The sequence below is a fragment of the Streptococcus sp. HMSC072D05 genome (assembly GCF_001815805.1).
In the GTDB taxonomy this organism is placed as follows: domain Bacteria; phylum Bacillota; class Bacilli; order Lactobacillales; family Streptococcaceae; genus Streptococcus.
Window position 1 is genome coordinate 202213 of sequence record NZ_KV821994.1, and the last position, 20888, is coordinate 223100.

Sequence of the window (20888 nt, forward strand, 5' to 3'; positions counted from 1 at the left end):
AAAAAATGCTCTTTATTTCCTTGTCAAAGAAGTTATGAAGGATCCAGAACGTCATGTGGCATCTTTTGGCCGCAACAAGACTCGAAACGCCAACCAAAATTTCTTGACTCGTTGTATCAACCAAGAGATCGTTGTTACTCAGCGCGTGCACCACGTTGGGATGTGGCATCTCTTTAAAATTGGGCGTATCCCAGGAACCAACTTTATCATTCAAACCGACTTTGTAAAGAGTATCGGTGGTTGGAAAAATGGTGCCTTAACTGAGGATACCGATATTTCCTTCAAAATCATGCAGAGTGGTAAATTGATTGCCCTTGCCTATAATTCAGAGGCTTTCCAACAAGAACCTGAGACCTTAAAGAGTTACTATATGCAGCGGAAACGTTGGGCGAAAGGAAATTATGAAGTTGTTCTCTCGAACTTTAAGCATTTATTTGGCAGAGCAAACTGGCGCGTTAAACTAGAAGTCTTTAACTATTCTTGTGTTTTCTTTTGGTTTAACTTTGCTATTGTTCTTTCGGATTTGATTTTCCTAGCGAATGTGCTAGCGATCTGTCTTAATCTTTTCTTCCCAGATGTCAGGGTTCCATTTGCTTTTGATGCGGACAATATCTACATCGCTCAGCTCATGCTCTTTAACTGGATTCTCATGATTGGTCTCTATTTGATGCAAATTATGACAGCATTGGCAAGTCAATTTGGACAAGCAACAACTAAACAAATCTGGTTAGCCCTGGCAGCCTATTTCTCTTATGCACAGATGTTTATCGTTGTATCCGTTGATTCCATTTCTTCAATCGTGCTGGATAAAGTACTCCGACGAAAAGAAACCAAGTGGGTTAAAACCAAGCGATTTGCAGGATAGGAGGTTCTATGAAAACGAATAAATTAAAATATGTCTGGTTTGTGCTCATTCTTTCTATCTTTTGTTTAGCCTTGTTTTTGGCAAGAGGAAGGACTAAAATCGAGATGCGTAATCGAATTTACAGCCAATGGAGCCAACAGTTCCTTGTTACAAAAGGCAATCAGTCTTATGTTCGTACGACGAATGATTCTGAGGGAACAACAGTTCTATCTGAAGCCCAAAGTTACGGCATGCTCATAACGGTTTTAGCAGCCCAAAAAGGGCAAGCAAGTCAAGCAGATTATGAGAGTCTTTATCGCTATTATCAAAATCATCGTATTGAGGGAACGCAGTTGATGTCTTGGAAGCAAGTGATCAAAAATGATAGCGAAACGGTCGAGAAACAAAATGCAACTGATGGAGATCTCTATATCGCTTATTCTTTAATTGAAGCTGCCAAACAGTGGCCAGATAAGGCGCAGGAATACCAAGAGCAAGCTAAAAAAATCTTGGATGATATCCTTAAGTACAACTACAATGAAGAGACAGGTGTTTTAACAGTAGGAAACTGGGCAAACAAGGATTCTGATTATTATTACTTGATGCGGACATCTGATACTCTTCCTCACTATTTCCAGTCTTTCTATGACCTGACTGGAAACAAACAGTGGTTAGATGTTAAGGATAAGATGCTTGGGCAATTGGAGCAAATCAGTTCTCATTCTGATACGGGTCTCTTGCCAGACTTTATCTGGGCTGAGAAGTCAGGGGCACGTCTTGTTGATGCCAACACTATCGAATCTCAATACGATGGGGCGTACTCTTATAACGCTTGCCGTTTGCCTTATCACTTGTCACAGAGCCAGGATGAAAGAAGCCAAAAACTCGTTCAAAAGATGATGGATTTCTTTATGAAAGAGCAACGCATTTATGCTGGCTATGACTTGAATGGAACGGCCCTCAATCAATACCAGGCAGGTAGTTTCTTGGCACCGATTACCTACGCGTCTGACAAGGGAGAAGGCTATCTGAAACTTCTTCAGCAAAATAAATACATTTTCACACAAGATTTACCTTCGGACAACTACTATGATGCAACGATGATTACCATGATTGCTCTAGAGATGTTCTAGGATGAAAAGAGAGGGCTAGTTTTTCTGGCTCTCTTTTTGATAGGATTTTCATCTTTTTTCATAAAGGGAATTTCATCAGCTTTATGGTATAATGGAAAGAGTGATGGAAAAGAGGTAGAGAGATGGATGCGAAATTAAAATACAAGGCAAAAAAGATTAAAATCGTCTTTTTTGATATTGATGATACCTTGCGTACGTCAAAGACAGGTTTTATTCCAGCTACAATTCCCACTGTCTTTAAACAGTTACGTGAAAAAGGAATTTTAACAGGAATTGCCTCTGGTCGTGGTATTTTCGGTGTCGTTCCAGAGATTCGAGAGCTCAAACCTGACTTTTTTGTAACCCTAAATGGGGCCTATATAGAAGATAAAAAAGGTCAGGTCATTTATCAACATCAGATTGACAAGTCAGATGTTGAGGAGTACATTTCTTGGACGAAGGAAGAGGGAATTGAGTATGGTTTAGTTGGAAGTCATTCTGCTAAACTCTCCACGCGAACAGAACTGATCAGTGAGGCTATTGACCCGATTTATCCAAACTTGAATGTGGATCCTAACTTCCATGAAAAAGCGGACATTTACCAGATGTGGACCTTTGAGGAAAAAGGGGATGACTTGCGGTTACCAGATAGTCTCTCTGGTAAACTTCGCATGGTGCGTTGGCATGAACATTCATCAGATATCGTGCCGATTTCAGGTTCAAAAGCCACTGGTGTTGCCAAGGTTGTAGAACATCTAGGCTTGAAACCAGAGAATGTTATGGTCTTTGGGGATGGTCTCAATGACTTGGAACTCTTTGATTATGCTGGAATCAGTATTGCTATGGGTGTTTCCCATGATAAAATCAAAGAAAAAGCAGATTATATTACAAAAACAGTAGAAGAAGATGGCATTTTTGATGCCTTAGAAGGATTTGGTATGGTAGAAAAAGAATTGCATTTCCCACAAGTAGACATTGAAGCAGTAGAAGGTCCGCTTGCGACCATTAAAACAAATCACGGAGACTTGCGTATCAAGCTCTTCCCTGAACATGCTCCCAAAACAGTAGCCAACTTTGTTGCTCTGTCAAAAGACGGTTACTATGATGGTGTGATTTTCCACCGTATTATTAAGGACTTTATGATCCAAGGTGGAGATCCAACTGGTACTGGTATGGGTGGTGAGTCAATCTACGGCGACTCTTTTGAAGATGAATTTTCAGAAGAACTCTACAATATCCGTGGTGCCCTTTCTATGGCCAATGCGGGTCCAAATACCAATGGCAGCCAGTTCTTTATCGTTCAAAACCAACATTTGCCGTACTCTAAAAAAGAGATTGCGCGTGGTGGCTGGCCTGAACCAATCGCTGAGATTTATGCAGAACAAGGTGGAACTCCTCACCTTGACCGTCGCCATACTGTTTTTGGGCAATTGGTGGACGCAGAATCGTTTGCGGTCTTGGATGCCATTGCAGCTGTTGAGACTGGTGCAATGGACAAACCAGTTGAAGATGTAGTAATTGAAACGATTGAAATTGAGGACTAGAATGAAAATTGGTGATAAGCTAACTGGGCGTATTACAGGAATTCAGCCCTATGGTGCCTTTGTTGAGTTAGAGACAGGGGTGACAGGGCTGATTCACATCTCGGAGATTCGGACGGGATTTATTGAAAATATCTATGACATTTTAAAAATTGGTGATGAAGTCCAAGTTCAGGTGGTGGATTTTGACGAATACACTGGGAAGGCTAGTCTTTCTATCCGTACCTTGGAAGAGGAAAAACATCAATTGCCAAGACGGAGACGTTTTTCAAATGATCGGATCAAGCACGGTTTTGCACCACTTGGACGAATGATGCCTGTTTGGACGCGTGAGGCATTAGAGCATTTAAAGAAGAAGCCATAAATACGATTATCTAAACCATTTGTAATATTAACATTATTTGTTATAATAAAAGTATGAAAGAAGAACAATTATTAAAACCAGGAGAGCGAATCAATCAGCTCTTTTCGACAGATATCAAAATCATCCAAAATAGAGAGGTGTTTAGCTATTCGGTGGATAGTGTTCTTTTATCACGCTTTCCTCGCTTCCCTAAACGGGGTTTAATTGTGGACTTTTGTGCTGGAAATGGTGCAGTGGGACTTTTTGCTAGTTCACGTACTCAGGCGCGGATAATATCTGTAGAGATTCAGGAGCGCTTGGCGGATATGGCAGAGCGTTCGGTTCAGTTGAATGGCTTGGAAGAGCAGATGCAGGTCATCTGTGATGATTTGAAAAATATGCCTGCCCACATTCAGGGAAGTAAGGTGGATATGATTTTGTGCAATCCGCCTTATTTTAAGGTGGATCCGCATTCTAATCTGAACGAGAGTGAACATTACCTTCTGGCCAGACACGAAATTACGACTAACCTAAAAGAAATTTGCCGTAGTGCTCAGAGTATTCTCAAGTCTAATGGCCGTTTGGCCATGGTTCATCGTCCAGATCGGCTCTTGGATATCTTAGACATGCTTCAACGCCATAATTTGGCACCCAAGCGCCTGCAATTTGTCTATCCTAAACGTGAGAAGGAGGCTAATATGCTCTTAATCGAAGCTATCAAGGATGGATCGACCAGTGGCTTTAAGGTCTTGCCACCACTCATCGTTCACAATGATGATGGTTCTTATACACCAGAAATTCAAGAGATTTACTATGGATCATAAGGCCTATATGTATGTGGTGGAGTGTCGCGACGGTTCTTACTATACGGGCTATACAACGGATGTGAAGAGGCGCCTTGCCGTTCATAATAGTGGTAAGGGAGCCAAGTATACCCGAGCTCGCTTGCCAGTCAAACTCATCTATGTAGAGGGTTTTGCTAGTAAGGAAGAAGCCATGTCTGCCGAATCTCTCCTCAAACGTAAGAAACGTCCACAGAAAGAACGATTTTTATCCGAAAATCAAGAGAAAAATCTAGTCAACCATATTGATATCTAACGAGGAGTCTTTTGACTCCTCTTACTTTTGTCAAAAGAGGAAAAAAGTGCTAAAATAAGATGAATAAATTTAAAGAGGTATTATCATGTCTAAGATTCTAGTATTTGGTCACCAAAATCCAGACTCAGATGCCATCGGGTCATCTGTAGCCTTTGCTTACCTTGCAAAAGAGGCTTATGGATTGGACACAGAAGCTGTAGCACTTGGAACTCCTAATGAAGAAACAGCTTTTGTTTTGAACTATTTTGGTGTAGAAGCACCACGCGTCATCACATCTGCTAAAGCAGAAGGTGCAGAACAAGTCATCTTGACTGACCACAATGAATTCCAACAGTCAGTATCAGATATCGCTGAAGTAGAAGTTTACGGTGTTGTGGACCACCACCGTGTGGCTAACTTTGAAACTGCAAGCCCACTTTACATGCGTTTGGAACCAGTTGGATCAGCTTCATCTATCGTTTACCGCATGTTCAAAGAACATGGTGTGGCAGTTCCTAAAGAAATCGCAGGTTTGATGCTTTCAGGTTTGATTTCAGATACTCTTCTTTTGAAATCACCAACAACTCACCCATCTGATAAAGTCATTGCTCCTGAATTGGCAGAATTAGCTGGTGTCAACTTGGAAGAGTACGGTTTGGCTATGCTGAAAGCTGGTACAAACTTGGCTAGTAAATCTGCTGAAGAATTGATTGACATCGATGCTAAGACATTTGAACTCAACGGAAATAAGGTTCGTGTTGCTCAGGTTAACACAGTTGATATTGCTGAAGTCTTGGAACGCCAAGCTGAAATCGAAGCAGCAATGCAAGCTGCCAATACAGCAAACGGCTACTCTGACTTTGTTTTGATGATTACAGACATCGTCAACTCAAACTCAGAAATCCTTGCTCTTGGATCAAACATGGACAAGGTCGAAGCAGCTTTCAACTTCAAACTTGAAAACAACCACGCTTTCCTTCCAGGTGCTGTTTCACGTAAGAAACAAGTGGTGCCTCAGTTGACAGAAAGCTTTAATGGGTAATTCTTAAGGAATATTTGGAACTGTTAATTTGACTATTTATAGAAGGTGATAGCATGATGCGATTGATTGAAGGACTGCACTTTTTGGTTGAAGTTGTCGCAATTCTTGGTCTTTTCTCCGTGTCTGTGATACAAATTTCTTGGCTAGAAAAATTCCTATTTTTCCTTCTAGCAGTTCTATTAATCTTATTTTGGGCACGATATATGGCACCAAAATCTCCACATGCTTTTAAAAAATGGCGTCGCCTCGTTGCTGAGACATCGATTTTTATTTTAGTTAGTGGTAGTTTTTGGCATTTGTATGGATTGCAAATAGGAATCCTATACTTAGCTCTGTCTTTTGGAAGTTTGGTGCTACTTTATTATTTTCAGCTAGAGTGATTCTTAGAATATAGTTAATGAATTATTTTAATGGTAATCATTTGACTGGAGATTGACACGAGAAAACGATGTTTTCCTTATAGCTAAAGGGGTTTCGGCTCCTTTTTTTTCTAGGAGAGAAAGATGTTAGAAAATGGTGATTTGATTTTTGTGAAGGACCTTTCAGATATGGGGCAAGCCATCCAGGCTTCTACGGGCTACTATAGTCATGTAGCCATCTTTTTGGACGGATTGATCTACCATGCTAGTGGGCGAGCAGGTGTTATCTGTCAAGAACCAGATGATTTTTTTGAACCAACTCATCTCTACGATCTCTATACCTACCCAGATATAGAAACTGATTTGGTGAAGGAGAGAGCTAGCAAACATTTAGGTGCCCCCTATAATGCCTCTTTTTATCCAGATGGGTCTGGCTTTTATTGCTCCCAGTATATCGCGGAAATTCTTCCTATTTTTGAGACTATTCCGATGCAATTTGGGGAAGGAAAGCAGGAGATTAGTGATTTTTGGAGGGACTATTACCAGAAACTCGAACTTCCTGTGCCTCTGAACCAGCCGGGGACCAATCCCAGTCAGTTGGCAGCATCTCCTCTTTTAGAATGTAAAGAAAGGAATCTTCATGATTCAGATTTTTAATCCCTCTCGTTTGACTCGACAGCCATTTTTTATAGATTTGGTGGACTACCTGGACCAGCATGATGATGTAATCCTCCGGGAAATCAAGGCTCAGTTTCCAGATGTAGCAGTTGATAAACTCATGGAAGAGTATATTAAGGCAGGATTGATCCTAAGGGCAAACAAACGCTATTCCCTCAATCTCCCTTTTTTAGAATCTACGGATGATTTAGCCCTTGACCAAGAAATTTTTATCAGAGAGGACAGTCCAGTCTATCAAGCCTTGCTAGAGAAGACTTTTGAGACAGAATTGCGCAATCAAACCAATGCAGCCATTTTAGTCGAATCTACAGATTTTGCTAGAGAAAAGATGACCCTGTCTAATTATTTCTATAAGGTCAAGAATCATTATCCTTTGACAGAAAAACAGCAGGAACTCTATGCCATTTTAGGAGATGTCAATCCTGAGTATGCTCTCAAGTATATGACGACGTTTTTGCTCAAGTTCCTCAAAAAGGACCAGCTCATGCAGAAACGGCGTGATATCTTCGTTGAGAGTTTAGTCGTCTTGGGTTATATTGTTCAAAACGAAGAAGGAAAGTATGAGTTGGCTGTTGATTTTGACAAGGAACGCTTATCTTTCTATTTGTCTTAATTGTTTGCTTTTGAGCAGATTATTTGACTTTGCTAAAGAATAAGCATAAACTGAATGTAAGCGATAACGTTTATCGTATTAAAAGCAAAGGAGACAGAACTATGTCACTTGAAAATAAATTGGATCAAGCAACTGGTGCTATCAAAGAAGGATTTGGTAAAGTTACTGGCGATAGCAAGACAGAAGCAGAAGGTACTGTAGAAAAAACAGTTGCCAAAGCAAAAGAAGTTGTTGAAGATGCTAAAGGTGCTGTAGAAGGTGCCGTTGAAGGTCTTAAAAATTCATTTAAAAAAGAAGACTAAAAAAATCAAGGGAATGTTTCCCTTGATTTTTTTTATAGATAACGTTCTGCGATAGCTGCGTCTCCAGGATAGTCTTCTTTCTTTCCTTGGACGATTTGGTAACAATCAGCTCCCTTGCCTGCAATAATCACAGCATCGAGTTCTTGATTTGTGATGGCCATCGCTGCCTTGATGGCTTCTTCACGATCGGCAATCTTTTCAACAGGATGACTGATATAGCTACTGATTTCTTCAGCAATGACCATTGGATCCTCATAGTTGGGGTCATCAGCGGTGAGAAAGACATGAATCTCAGGGTGTTGATTGAGGAGGAGTCCAAAGTCTTTGCGACGACTTTCACCCTTGTTTCCAGTCGAACCGAGAACCAGAGCAATCTTTCCAGTTTGATGAGTTTCAACAACAGAAATCAGTTTTTTCAGACTGTCACCATTGTGGGCGTAGTCGATGAAGACCTTGGCTCCATTTTTCTGAGTGAGAACTTCCATACGTCCAGGGACGCGGGTTGCAGCGATCCCTTTTTTGATATCTTCAAGACTGGCACCTAGACGAAGACAGGCAAGTCCTGCAGCAACGGCATTTTCTTGGTTAAAGTGGCCGATGAGTTGGATATCATAATCACCAGCGAGTTTACCTGTAGCGGAAAAGCTAAAGGCTTTGGAGTTCTCGATTTGGTTACTTGACTGGCTACCATAGAAGTCATGTTCTTGATCTTCCACTTGTTCTTTCAATACAGAAAAATGGTCCATGTCGCTATTAATGACAACTGCTCGGCTATTTTTCATCAAGAGACGTTTGTGGTAGAAGTAATCTTCAAAGCTTGGATGCTCAATCGGACCGATATGGTCAGGAGTGATGTTAAGAAAGACACCTACATCAAAGGTCAGACCATAGACTCGATGAACAAGATAGGCTTGGCTAGAGACTTCCATTACAAGATGGGTTCTTCCATTCTTAACAGCCTGAGCCATCATGTCGAAAAGATCGATATTTTCAGGTGTTGAGAAGGAAGATTTAAAGAAGGTCTTGCCATCCAGAGTTGTATTCATAGTTGACAAGAGAGCTGTTGGGTAGCGTTGAGATAGGATGTGGTAAGCAAAGTAAGCAGCTGTTGTCTTTCCTTTTGTCCCTGTGAAAGCGAGAATTTTGAGTTTCTCTTGCGGATTACCATAAAATTCCATCGCAATCAAACTCATGGCTTTCTTGATATCGTTCACAATGATGACGGGGATACCAATCTCGTAGTCCTTTTCTGCGACATACCAAGCTAAGCCCTGCGAGATAGCTGAGAGCAGATATTCTTTTTTAAAGGCAGCACCTTTTGCAAAAAAAAGAGTCCCTTCTTTTACTTTTCGGCTGTCATAACTGATGCTATCAAAAACAACTTCACTGTAGTTGTAGTGGTAATGTCCTTGGTCAACAATCTCACGAAAAAGGCCATCTTTCTTTAAAATATCTAATACGGTTTCAATCTTAATCATACTTTCTATTATAAACTTCAAGCCCGAATTTTACAAGTAACAAGGAAAAGTTTATAATGGAAGATAAGGAACTTTTCCTAGTTATCAAAATTGAATGAGGAAGCTATGTCTAACGAAAACAATCACCAGCAAGCCCAGATGTTGCGAGGGACTGCTTGGCTAACAGCTAGTAACTTTATTAGTCGCCTCCTTGGTGCTATCTACATTATTCCCTGGTATATCTGGATGGGGACCTATGCTGCTAAGGCAAATGGACTCTTTACCATGGGCTACAATATTTACGCCTGGTTCTTGCTGATTTCGACAGCGGGTATCCCAGTTGCGGTCGCCAAACAAGTAGCTAAGTACAATACCATGCGAGAAGAAGAGCATAGCTTTGCCTTGATTCGGAGTTTCCTAAGCTTTATGACGGGCTTGGGCTTAGTCTTTGCTTTGGTCTTGTATCTCTTTTCTCCCTGGTTAGCAGATTTGTCAGGTGTGGGGAAAGACCTGATTCCCATCATGCAGAGCTTGGCTTGGGCAGTCTTGATTTTCCCATCTATGAGTGTCATCCGAGGATTCTTCCAAGGGATGAATAACCTGAAACCCTATGCTATGAGTCAAATCGCCGAGCAGGTAATCCGTGTTATCTGGATGTTGATGGCAACCTTCTTCATTATGAAAATGGGTTCTGGTGACTACTTATCAGCCGTTACCCAATCGACCTTTGCGGCCTTTGTGGGGATGGTGGCGAGTTTTGCAGTTTTGATTTATTTCCTTGCCCAAGAAGGTTTACTCAAAAGAGTATTTGAAACACGGGATAGGATCAATAGTAAGCGACTCTTAGTCGATACCATCAAGGAAGCCATTCCCTTTATCCTGACAGGATCAGCCATCCAGCTCTTCCAGATTTTAGACCAGATGACCTTTATCAATAGTATGAAGTGGTTTACTAACTACAGCAATGAAGACTTGGTTGTCATGTTTTCTTATTTTTCTGCCAATCCTAATAAAATTACTATGATTTTAATCTCTGTAGGGGTTTCCATTGGTAGTGTCGGCTTGCCGCTGTTGACGGAAAACTATGTAAAAGGTGACTTGCCAGCTGCGGCTCGCCTAGTCCAAGATAGCCTCACCATGCTCTTCTTATTTCTACTACCGGCAACGGTTGGAGTGGTCATGGTAGGGGAGCCTCTTTATACAGTCTTTTACGGTAAGCCAGATAGTCTGGCCATGGGCTTGTTTGTCTTTGCAGTTTTGCAGTCTACTATCCTAGGCTTGTATATGGTCTTGTCTCCTATGCTTCAGGCTATGTTCCGAAACCGCAAGGCAGTTCTTTACTTTATCTATGGTTCCATTGCTAAGATCGTCTTGCAATTGCCAACCATTGCTATTTTCCATAGTTACGGTCCCTTGATTTCAACGACTATCGGCTTGATTATTCCGAATGTCCTGATGTACCGAGACATCTGCCAGGTAACGGGTGCTCGTCGAAAGATAATCTTGAAGCGAACCATTTTGATTACCATCTTGACCCTTGTCATGTTTATCCTAGTTGGCTTCTTGCAGTGGCTACTCGGTTTTGTCTTCCAACCAAGTGGACGTTTCTGGAGTTTCCTTTATGTGGCTCTCATCGGAGGGCTTGGAGGAGGTCTTTATGGTTTGATGAGCCTAAGGACACGACTCTTGGACAAGATAATCGGCAAAGCTCAAGCAGACCGACTACGTACACGATTGAAAATATCGTAAAAAGATTTATAAATAAAAGCATTGAATTTAACCTTTCTTTAACAGAAAGGTTTTTATACTACATTTTTCTTAAAAAAAGAGAACTTTTTCTAAAATCAAGAGCAAAAAATATGCTTTTTTAAGTTTTTCTTCAGAAATTACTTGACTAAATAAAACCAAAGCTGTATAATAAGACAAAACTTTTAAACAGGAGGTTCTGGAAATGAAAAAGTCTAAGGCCAAGTATCTGACACTTGCAAGTGTCGTGTTAAGCGCAGGTATCTTACTGAGCGCATGTGGAAATTCAAGTAGCGCTACTAAAACATATAACTATGTTTATTCGAGCGATCCATCTAGTTTGAACTATCTTGCAGAAAACCGTGCAACAACCAATGACATCGTGACCAATTTGGTGGATGGGTTGATGGAAAATGACCAATACGGTAACTATGTTCCATCGTTGGCAGAGGATTGGACTGTTTCTCAGGACGGTTTGACCTATACTTACAAATTGCGTAAGGATGCAAAATGGTATACTTATGAGGGTGAAGAATACGCCCCTGTAACGGCCCAAGACTTTGTGACAGGTTTGAAATATGCTGCTGATAAAAAATCCGAAGCCTTGTACCTGGTTCAAGACTCGGTAGCAGGTTTGGATGACTATATCAACGGGAAAACAACTGACTTTTCAACTGTCGGTGTTAAGGCGATTGACGACCAAACGGTTCAGTACACTTTGACACGTCCAGAATCTTATTGGAATTCTAAAACAACTTCAACCATTCTCTTCCCTGTCAATGCAGACTTCCTAAAATCAAAAGGGGATGACTTTGGTAAGGTAGACCCTTCTAGTATTTTGTACAATGGACCTTTCTTGATGAAATCGTTTGTTTCAAAATCTGTTATCGAATTCAAGAAAAATCCCAACTACTGGGATGAAAAAAATGTCTTTGTGGATGATGTGAAATTGGCCTATTATGATGGTAGTGACCAAGATGCACTAGCACGTAACTTTGCAGAAGGAGTCTATAGTTATGCTCGTCTCTATCCAAATAGCTCAAGCTTTGAAGGGATTAAAGAGAGCAATAAGGATAACATTATCTATAGTATGCAAAACGCAACTTCTTATTACTTGAACTTCAACTTGGACAGAAAATCTTATAACTTCACTTCTAAGTCCTCAGATATCGAAAAGAAATCAACCCAAGAAGCAGTTCTGAATAAAAACTTCCGTCAAGCCTTCAACTATGCTTATAACCGTACAGCCTATGGAGCACAATCTCAAGGGGAAGAAGGAGCAACGAAGATTATTCGTAACTTGGTTGTACCTCCTACATTTGTAAGCATCAACGGAAAAGACTTTGGCGATGTTGTTTCAGAAAAGATGGTCAACTATGGCCAAGAATGGCAAGGAATCAACTTTGCAGATGCGCAAGATCCATACTACAATCCTGACAAGGCTAAAGCTAAATTTGCAGAAGCTAAGAAAGAATTGGAAGCTAAGGGTGTGCAATTCCCAATCCACTTGGATGTATCTGTAGACCAATCAGCTAAAAAAGGTGTACTTGAAGCAAGCTCTTTGAAACAATCCATCGAATCTGTTCTAGGAGCTGAGAATGTGGTTATCGATATCCAACAGCTATCAACAGATGACTTTGACAACTCTAGCTACCTAGCTCAAACTGCAGCTCAAAAAGACTTTGATATCTATAATGGCGGTTGGAGTGCGGACTACTTGGATCCATCAAGTTATCTTGATATCTTAAATGTCAATAACGGTGGTATGTTGCAAAACATTGGTCTAGAACCAGGTGAGGTCAATGACAAGGCTAAGGCAGTTGGTCTGGATACTTACACTCAAATGTTAGAAGAAGCGAACAAGGAGCAAGAACCAGCAAAACGTTATGAAAAATATGCTGAAATTCAAGCTTGGCTCGTTGATAGCGCCCTTGCAATTCCAAACGTTTCTCAGGGTGGAACACCGACCTTAAGAAAGACAGTTCCATTCTCATCGCCATTCTCACAAGCTGGAAATAAGGGTGTCGAATCATACAAGTATCTCAAGTTACAAGATAAGACTGTAACGGCTGATGAGTATGAAAAAGCTAAAGAAAAATGGCTGAAAGAAAAAGAAGAATCAAATAAAAAAGCCCAAGAAGAACTGGCAAAACACGTTAAATAACCAGTCTATTCAACAGGAAAAACGATAGTTTCTCAAGGAACTATCGTTTTTATATAGTTTGAAACTATAACTAGCTCTTGAAAACAAGAAAATGAGTTAGTGAAAATAAGTGGTACAATAGTTACTATAGATTTGGAGGTATTGTATGAGCAAAGAACTACACATCAACACAATTTTGGCCCAGGCTGGGATCAAGTCAGATGAGGCTACAGGTGCCTTGGTAACACCGCTTCATTTTTCAACCACTTATCAGCATCCAGAGTTCGGTCAGTCTACGGGATTTGACTATACTCGTACCAAAAACCCAACTCGCAGTAAGGCGGAGGAAGTCTTGGCGGCAATCGAATCAGCTGATTATGCCTTAGCGACAAGCTCAGGTATGGCTGCGATTGTACTGGCCTTTAGTGTTTTTCCAGTGGGAAGTAAAGTCTTGGCTGTGCGTGATCTGTATGGGGGTTCTTTCCGTTGGTTCAACCAAGTCGAGCAGGAAGGTCGTTTCCATTTTACCTATGCCAATACAGAAGAAGAGCTGATTGCTGAGTTAGAGAAAGATGTGGATGTTCTCTATATTGAAACTCCAACTAATCCCTTGATGTTGGAATTTGATATTGCCAAACTAGCCAAACTAGCTCATGCCAAGGGTTCCAAGGTAGTGGTAGACAATACCTTCTACAGTCCGATTTATCAACGTCCGATTGAAGACGGTGCGGATATCGTTCTTCATTCTGCCACCAAGTACTTAGCAGGGCACAATGATGTCTTAGCTGGGGTGGTTGTTACTAATAGTTTAGAACTATATGAGCAACTGTTCTATAATCTCAATACGACAGGTGCGGTCTTGTCACCATTTGATAGTTATCAGTTGATTCGTGGTCTTAAAACTCTGCCTCTTCGTATGGAGCGTTCTACAGCCAATGCCCAAGAAGTGGTTGCTTTTTTGAAGGATTTACCTGCTGTCAAGGAAGTGCTCTATACTGGACGTGGGGGTATGATTTCCTTTAAAGTAGTGGATGAAAAACGTATTCCTCATATTTTAAATAGCCTCAAGGTCTTTTCATTTGCGGAAAGTTTAGGTGGGGTTGAGAGTCTCATCACCTATCCGACAACTCAGACTCATGCGGATATTCCAGCAGAAGTGCGCCGTTCCTATGGCTTAACAGATGACCTCTTGCGCTTGTCTATTGGGATTGAGGATGCTAGAGATTTGATTGCGGACTTGCGCCAAGCTATGGAAGGATAAGATAGATATGGGAAAATATGATTTTACAATCCTGCCCAATCGTTTTGGTCATCATACCTATAAATGGAAAGAAGCAGAAGCTGACCGAGAAGTTCTACCAGCCTGGATAGCAGATATGGACTTTGTGGTTTTGCCTGAGGTTCGACAAGCTGTACAAGCCTACGCAGATCAGTTGGTCTATGGCTATACTTATGCAAGTGATGATTTGATTGAGTCGGTTCAGGACTGGGAAGCTACACAACATGGGTATCACTTTGACAAGGATGCCCTCGTCTTTATCGAGGGAGTGGTACCGGCCATCTCAACAGCTATTCAAGCCTTTACAAAAGAGGGAGAGGCGGTTCTGATTAACACACCGGTCTATCCACCTTTTGCCCGCAGTGTCAAACTGAACAATCGCAGATTGATTACCAATTCTTTGGTGGAAGAGGATGGGCTGTTTGAGATTGACTTTGACCAGTTGGAGAAGGAATTGGTGGAAGAGGATGTGAAGCTTTATATCCTTTGCAATCCCCACAATCCTGGTGGACGTGTTTGGGAAAAGGAAGTGTTAGAAAAGATTGGTCATCTCTGCCAAAAACACGGTGTTTTGCTTGTTTCAGATGAGATTCACCAAGATTTGGCCCTCTTTGGTCACAAACACCAGTCATTCAACACCATTGATCCCGCCTTTAAAGACTTTGCCCTTATCCTGAGCAGTGCCACTAAGACCTTTAATATTGCTGGGACAAAGAATTCCTATGCAGTTATTGAAAATCCAAAGCTTCGTGTGGCTTTCCAAAAACGCCAGTTGGCCAATAACCAACATGAAATCTCAGGCTTGGGGTATTTGGCGACAGAAGCTGCCTACCGTTATGGTAAGGACTGGTTAGGAGAACTAAAAGAAGTTATCGAGGACCACATTAACTATGTAGTGGATATTTTGGGCAACGAAACCAAGATTAAGGTCATGAAACCACAAGGAACTTACTTGATCTGGCTTGATTTTTCAGCCTATGATCTAACGAATGACCGCTTGCAAGAGCTTTTGAAGAATGAAGCCAAGGTTATCTTGAACCGAGGTTTGGACTTTGGAGAGGAGGGAACCCTTCATGCCCGCCTCAATGTGGCTATGCCGAAGTCAGTACTGGAAGAGGTTTGCCAACGCATCATGACCACTTTTGCTACACTTTAAAAATCCAGCCTTCTAGGAGAAAAGTCTTCCTAGAAGGCTATTTTCGTAGGGGAAAATGTGGTATAATGAAAAGATAAGATAAAGGGGTAACTATGGCTAAATTGATTCCGGGAAAGTTGCGCATGGAGGGTGTTACACTCTATGAAACAGGCAACATTGAGATTATCAAGGAAAAAGGGAATCGCCTCTATACTTGTGTGGCGGGAGAAGACTTGCGCTACAGTTTAGAGGATGATCTGGTTTTTTGTGCTTGCGATTTTTTCCAAAAAAGAGGTTACTGTGTTCACCTCGCAGCGCTCGAGCATTATCTGAAGAACGACGAAGAAGGCCAGGTGATTTTACAAGCCTTAGAAAAAGGACATGAAGAGCAAGAAGAGGTCGAAACCAAGGTTGGTTTTGGTGGTAGTTTTTTGGAGCGTATCCAACCTCAGAAGCGAGAGAAAATCTACACTTTGTCGGCTCAAGGCCAGGTAGAGGCTGGAACCAATCGCCTCCTTTGGACCCTCCGAATCGGTTTAGTTGATAGTCAAAAATATTATGTCATTCGTGACATCCCACTCTTTTTGAAGGTCTTAGTCCATCGAAAGCCATATATGATTGGGAAACACTATGAAAATGACTTGTCTTGGGATGCTTTTGATACAGCTAGTCAAGAAGTTCTTACTTTTTTATGTGGCTTGATTGAGGAGGGACTGAGTCAAGAGCTCTTTTTCCCCAATCAAGGTCGTCACCTCTTTTTCCCTCTGACCTTTTTTGAGCAGGGAGTGGAGTTGCTGATGAACTTGGAAGATTTTCATTTTGAACACCAGATTACTAGTTATGAAAATCTTCTCTTTCATGATTTAGATCCCGATGCGGAACTGTTCTCTTTTTCTGTGCAGGAGTTTCCCGATTATTTTGAGATGGAGATTTCTGAAAGTGAGCGAGTTAACGTATTCTATGGAGGGGCAGTTCTCTTTCGTAAGGGGAATCTTTATCTCTTAAACCCTAAACAAATCAGCCTCCTAAAGGAAATCAAAGAGCTCCCTCAGGAGGAAAGAGGGAGAAAACGCCTCCAGTTTGACAACAGTGATCGTGACCGTCTGGCCGCCTGTCTTCCTTTGTTTGGACAGCTGGGCACAGTTTCTGCTCCTGAGCGCTTGCAAATCAGACCCTTTTCACCAATCTTTTACTTTGATAGGGAGGATGACGGTCGCATCCGCTTGGATATCCAGTTTGACTATGGAGATGTTAAGGTAACTAGTCGTCAACAGCTGGAACAATTACCATTTTCAAGCGATGCCGTCTTGGAAAATCAGCTATTTCAAGTCTGTTTAGGGGCTGGTTTTGAGGCTGATTTTCAGTCTTGGAGACAGGCTTTGAAGCCAGAAGTGGTTTATTCTTTCTTTTACCATACGATTCCAGCTTTTGAGAAGTTGGGTCAGGTTTTCTTGTCTGATGAGATGAATCAGCTCTACAGCGTCCAAGCTCCTCAGGTTCAGATTGAGTCCAAGGGAGGATTATTGGAAATCCAATTTGATTTCCAAGGGATTGCCCAAGAAGAGATTGACCAAGCTCTTAAAGCCCTGACCAGCAATCAGGATTTCTATATCAGTTCTTCTGACCAAGTGTACTTTTTTGATGAGGAAACCAAGCAGATTCGTCAAAATTTGCAGGAACTGGGGGTTGAGCTAAAAGATGGTTCTTTTCAGGCGCGAAAATCTCTGGCTTATAGCCTTTCTCAGCTTTTTGAAGGTCGAGATAGGATCTCCTTCTCAGAGGAATTTCAGCATTTAGCTCATGATTTGACTCATCCAGAGGATTTTCCTTTGGGAGATATACAGGTTCAGGCGAGTTTGAGAGATTATCAGGAAAAGGGTGTTCGTTGGCTCCAGATGCTTCATCACTATGGCTTTGGTGGCATCCTAGCCGATGATATGGGACTGGGAAAAACATTGCAAACCATTGCTTTTTTGACTAGTCAGGTGACAGAAGATAGTCGGGTCTTGATTTTAGCGCCGTCAGGTTTAATCTACAACTGGGCAGATGAATTCAGGAAATTTGCCCCACAGTTGGATTTGGCTGTCGTTCATGGTTTGAAAGCGAATCGAGAAGCGATTCTTTCTGAAAATCACCAAATCTATGTGACTAGCTATGCCACCTTTCGTCAAGACAGCGAGCTTTATCAAGAGATGGCTTTTGATTTTCTCTTCTTAGATGAAGCCCAGGTCATGAAAAATGCCCAAACCAAGATTGCTCAGAGTTTGCGCCAGTTTGTGGTGCCGGCAGTCTTTGCTTTGTCAGGTACGCCTATTGAAAACCATTTAGGAGAGTTGTGGTCTATCTTTCAAATTGTGCTTCCAGGACTCTTACCAAGTAAAAAGGAGTTTATGAAATTACCGGCTGATCGAGTCGCGCAGTTTATCAAGCCCTTTGTCATGAGGCGTAAGAAAGAAGAAGTTCTTACAGAACTGCCTGATCTGATCGAAGTCGTCTATAAAAATGAACTGGAAGACCAACAGAAGGCTATCTATCTAGCCCAGTTGCAACAGATGAGAGACCGCCTAGCGCAAGTGACCGATCAAGAATTCCAGAGAAGTCGGGTAGAAATCTTATCTGGACTCATGCGTTTGCGTCAAATCTGCGATACGCCAGCTCTCTTCATGGACGATTACCAGGGAGCTAGTGGTAAACTCGATAGTCTCCGAGATTTATTGCTACAAGTGGCTGATGGTGGGCATCGGGTCTTGATTTTCTCCCAGTTCAAAGGAATGTTGGAAAAAATCGAGCAAGAACTCCCAGACTTGGGCTTGACCTCCTTCAAAATCACAGGTTCAACTCCTGCTCATGACAGACAAGAGATGACCAAGGCCTTTAATCAGGGAGAAAGAGACGCCTTTCTCATCTCTCTGAAGGCAGGTGGTGTTGGTCTCAATCTAACGGGAGCTGATACGGTTATTTTGGTTGACCTTTGGTGGAATCCCGCTGTCGAAGCCCAGGCTATCGGACGTGCCCATCGTATGGGACAGGAGCAGAAGGTAGAGGTTTATCGCTTAATTACAAAAGGAACCATTGAAGAGAAAATCCAAGAACTTCAAGAACAAAAGAAACATTTGGTTTCCCAAGTTTTAGATGGTACGGAGTCGCGTGCGAGTCTCAGCCTGGCAGAAATTCGTGAAATTTTGGGAATTTCTGAAGCCAGCACTTGAAAAATCAAGACAATACGCTATAATGAAGTGTTGAAAGGAAATACAAAATGAAACAAGATCGATTTCCATTGGTGTCAGATGATGAGATCATGCTGACCAAAATGCCAGTCATGGACTTGTACGATGAGTCAGACTTTATTAGCAATATCAAAGGTGATTACCGCGATAAGAACTATTTGGAATGGTCTCCTATTAATGAAGAAGAAACCGTAGTTTCTCCAGTGGTTAATAAGGAGTCAAAACCAAGTCCAGAACCTAAAAAAGTTGAAAAAACCTATGCTGAATTGGCTCGAGAAGAGGCGCGAGCGGATCTGAAGAGGAAACGTTCAGCTAAATATTTGACTCAGGATGTTAGTCATACTAGACGACACAATGGTTCAACACTTGTTCGTCAAGGAAACCAACCAACAGCACCATTTCAAAAGGAAAATCCAGGTGAGTTTGCCAAATTTAGCAAAAACTTGAGCCAGTCTCACTATATCTTAGCTGAGGAGATTGGCCAAGTGGCGAATCCAACTCCGAAAACCCAAACGGAAAAAGCTAAAAAGAACAACTACGATTTTCTAAAGAAGAGTCAAATCTATAATAAAAAGAATAAGCAAACGGAACAGGAACGTCAGGTTGCCCAAGAGTTGAATCTGACAAGAATTACTGAGTAGGGGAGAAAAGCATGTCAAAAACATATCATTTTATTGGAATCAAGGGATCAGGGATGAGTGCCTTGGCCTTGATGTTGCACCAAATGGGACACAAGGTTCAAGGTTCAGACGTTGAAAAATACTACTTTACTCAACGTGGACTAGAGCAGGCAGGGATTGCCATTCTTCCTTTTGATGAAAAGAACCTACAAGGTGATGTGGAGATTATCGCGGGAAATGCCTTCCGTCCAGATAACAACGTTGAAATCGCCTATGCAGATCAAAATGGTATCAGCTACAAACGTTACCATGAATTCCTAGGTAGCTTTATGCGTGACTTTGTCAGCATGGGGGTTGCAGGAGCGCATGGTAAGACATCAACGACTGGGATGCTGTCTCACGTTTTGTCTCACATCACAGACACCAGCTTCTTGATTGGTGATGGGACAGGTCGTGGTTCAGCCAATGCCAAATATTTTGTCTTTGAATCAGACGAATATGAGCGCCATTTCATGCCTTACCACCCAGAATACTCTATCATCACCAACATTGACTTTGACCATCCAGACTACTTTACAAGTCTAGAGGATGTTTTCAATGCCTTTAACGACTATGCCAAACAAATTAGTAAAGGTTTGTTTGTATACGGTGAGGATGCTGAGTTGCGTAAGATCACAGCCAATGCGCCAATCTATTACTATGGGTTTGAAGCAGAAGGCAATGACTTTGTAGCTAGCGATCTTCTTCGTTCTACGACTGGTTCAACATTCACCGTTCACTTCCGTGGACAAGAGTTGGGTCAATTCCACATTCCAACCTTTGGTCGTCACAATATCATGAATGCGACAGCTGTTATTGGTCTTCTTTACACAGCTGGCTTTGATTTGAACTTGGTCCGTGAACACTTGAAAACTTTTGCAGGTGTTAAGCGTCGTTTCACTGAAAAAATCGTCAATGATACAGTGATCATTGATGACTTTGCCCACCATCCAACAGAAATCATTGCAACCTTGGATGCAGCTCGTCAGAAATACCCAAGCAAGGAAATCGTGGCAGTCTTCCAACCGCATACCTTTACAAGAACCATTGCCTTGTTGGACGAATTTGCCCATGCATTGAATCAAGCAGACGCCGTCTACCTAGCGCAAATCTATGGATCAGCCCGTGAAGTGGACCATGGTGATGTCAAAGTAGAAGACTTAGCCAATAAAATCAACAAGAAACACCAGGTTATCACTGTTGAAAATGTCTCTCCACTCCTAGACCATGACAATGCGGTTTACGTCTTTATGGGTGCAGGAGACATCCAAACCTATGAATATTCATTTGAACGTCTCTTGTCTAACTTGACAAGCAACGTCCAATAAGGA

General features: G+C 41.7%; 19 protein-coding genes. 18 read left to right on the forward strand and 1 reads right to left on the reverse strand.

Features of this window, described 5'->3' with window-relative positions; genetic code table 11:
- The 11 genes from HMPREF3057_RS02910 to HMPREF3057_RS02960 form a co-directional block, all read left to right on the forward strand.
- Positions 1-865 (forward strand): glycosyltransferase family 2 protein (locus HMPREF3057_RS02910; protein ID WP_070696341.1); only part of this gene is annotated, 865 nt, incomplete at its 5' end.
- Positions 866-873: 8 nt separating this feature from the next.
- Positions 874-1977 (forward strand): family 8 glycosyl hydrolase, encoded by a 1104-nt coding sequence (locus HMPREF3057_RS02915; RefSeq protein ID WP_049479214.1) that lies wholly within the window; start codon positions 874-876, stop codon positions 1975-1977.
- A gap of 122 nt (positions 1978-2099) precedes the next feature.
- On the forward strand, positions 2100-3500 hold the full coding sequence (locus HMPREF3057_RS02920; protein ID WP_070696304.1) for a bifunctional Cof-type HAD-IIB family hydrolase/peptidylprolyl isomerase: 1401 nt from the start codon (positions 2100-2102) through the stop codon (positions 3498-3500).
- Position 3501: 1 nt separating this feature from the next.
- Positions 3502-3861: a S1 RNA-binding domain-containing protein gene (locus tag HMPREF3057_RS02925; RefSeq protein WP_000689619.1), complete on the forward strand. Its 360-nt coding sequence runs from the start codon at positions 3502-3504 to the stop codon at positions 3859-3861.
- Positions 3862-3914: 53 nt separating this feature from the next.
- A complete protein-coding gene (locus HMPREF3057_RS02930) occupies positions 3915-4664 on the forward strand; it encodes a tRNA1(Val) (adenine(37)-N6)-methyltransferase (RefSeq protein ID WP_000657018.1) in 750 nt (249 codons plus the stop codon).
- Positions 4654-4938 carry a GIY-YIG nuclease family protein gene (locus HMPREF3057_RS02935; RefSeq protein ID WP_070696307.1) on the forward strand — a complete coding sequence of 95 codons (285 nt, stop codon included), beginning with the start codon at positions 4654-4656 and terminating at the stop codon, positions 4936-4938. The genes HMPREF3057_RS02930 and HMPREF3057_RS02935 overlap by 11 nt, the downstream gene beginning before the upstream one ends.
- An 85-nt stretch (positions 4939-5023) precedes the next feature.
- Complete coding sequence (locus HMPREF3057_RS02940) at positions 5024-5959, forward strand: manganese-dependent inorganic pyrophosphatase (RefSeq protein WP_049519060.1); 936 nt, start codon at positions 5024-5026, stop codon at positions 5957-5959.
- A 53-nt stretch (positions 5960-6012) separates the two neighbouring features.
- Positions 6013-6339 carry a DUF2568 domain-containing protein gene (locus tag HMPREF3057_RS02945; protein ID WP_049519059.1) on the forward strand — a complete coding sequence of 109 codons (327 nt, stop codon included), beginning with the start codon at positions 6013-6015 and terminating at the stop codon, positions 6337-6339.
- Between the two features lie 123 nt (positions 6340-6462).
- Positions 6463-6975, forward strand: a complete 513-nt coding sequence (locus HMPREF3057_RS02950; RefSeq protein ID WP_070696310.1) for a YiiX/YebB-like N1pC/P60 family cysteine hydrolase — start codon at positions 6463-6465, stop codon at positions 6973-6975.
- Positions 6959-7609 (forward strand): DUF1803 domain-containing protein, encoded by a 651-nt coding sequence (locus tag HMPREF3057_RS02955; RefSeq protein ID WP_070696313.1) that lies wholly within the window; start codon positions 6959-6961, stop codon positions 7607-7609. The genes HMPREF3057_RS02950 and HMPREF3057_RS02955 overlap by 17 nt, the downstream gene beginning before the upstream one ends.
- A gap of 101 nt (positions 7610-7710) precedes the next feature.
- The gene (locus HMPREF3057_RS02960) at positions 7711-7911 is read left to right on the forward strand and encodes a CsbD family protein (RefSeq protein ID WP_000051179.1); all 201 of its coding nucleotides are present in this window, start codon (positions 7711-7713) and stop codon (positions 7909-7911) included.
- 32 nt (positions 7912-7943) lie between these two features.
- Here the strand turns inward: HMPREF3057_RS02960 and HMPREF3057_RS02965 are convergent, their stop codons facing one another.
- Positions 7944-9389 (reverse strand): UDP-N-acetylmuramoyl-L-alanyl-D-glutamate--L-lysine ligase, encoded by a 1446-nt coding sequence (locus HMPREF3057_RS02965; RefSeq protein ID WP_070696316.1) that lies wholly within the window; start codon positions 9387-9389, stop codon positions 7944-7946.
- Between the two features lie 105 nt (positions 9390-9494).
- On the opposite strand from HMPREF3057_RS02965, the gene HMPREF3057_RS02970 reads away from it, so the two are divergent.
- The 7 genes from HMPREF3057_RS02970 to murC all read left to right on the forward strand — a co-directional run bounded on the left by HMPREF3057_RS02970 (position 9495) and on the right by murC (position 20885).
- Entirely contained in the window at positions 9495-11117 is a 1623-nt protein-coding gene (locus HMPREF3057_RS02970; RefSeq protein ID WP_070696319.1) for a putative polysaccharide biosynthesis protein, read from the forward strand.
- A 202-nt stretch (positions 11118-11319) separates the two neighbouring features.
- Complete coding sequence (locus tag HMPREF3057_RS02975) at positions 11320-13278, forward strand: peptide ABC transporter substrate-binding protein (RefSeq protein ID WP_070696322.1); 1959 nt, start codon at positions 11320-11322, stop codon at positions 13276-13278.
- Between the two features lie 145 nt (positions 13279-13423).
- Positions 13424-14518 carry a cystathionine gamma-synthase gene (locus tag HMPREF3057_RS02980; RefSeq protein ID WP_000031948.1) on the forward strand — a complete coding sequence of 365 codons (1095 nt, stop codon included), beginning with the start codon at positions 13424-13426 and terminating at the stop codon, positions 14516-14518.
- Positions 14519-14525: 7 nt separating this feature from the next.
- The gene (locus tag HMPREF3057_RS02985) at positions 14526-15692 is read left to right on the forward strand and encodes a MalY/PatB family protein (RefSeq protein WP_070696325.1); all 1167 of its coding nucleotides are present in this window, start codon (positions 14526-14528) and stop codon (positions 15690-15692) included.
- A 92-nt stretch (positions 15693-15784) separates the two neighbouring features.
- Positions 15785-18880 carry a pilus expression-regulating Snf2 family helicase gene (locus HMPREF3057_RS02990; protein ID WP_070696328.1) on the forward strand — a complete coding sequence of 1032 codons (3096 nt, stop codon included), beginning with the start codon at positions 15785-15787 and terminating at the stop codon, positions 18878-18880.
- A gap of 47 nt (positions 18881-18927) precedes the next feature.
- Positions 18928-19539 (forward strand): divisome accessory protein ZapJ, encoded by a 612-nt coding sequence (locus HMPREF3057_RS02995; protein WP_000806746.1) that lies wholly within the window; start codon positions 18928-18930, stop codon positions 19537-19539.
- Positions 19540-19550: 11 nt separating this feature from the next.
- Positions 19551-20885: a UDP-N-acetylmuramate--L-alanine ligase gene (gene murC / locus HMPREF3057_RS03000; RefSeq protein ID WP_000048075.1), complete on the forward strand. Its 1335-nt coding sequence runs from the start codon at positions 19551-19553 to the stop codon at positions 20883-20885.
- The last annotated feature ends 3 nt before the right edge of the window (positions 20886-20888 follow it).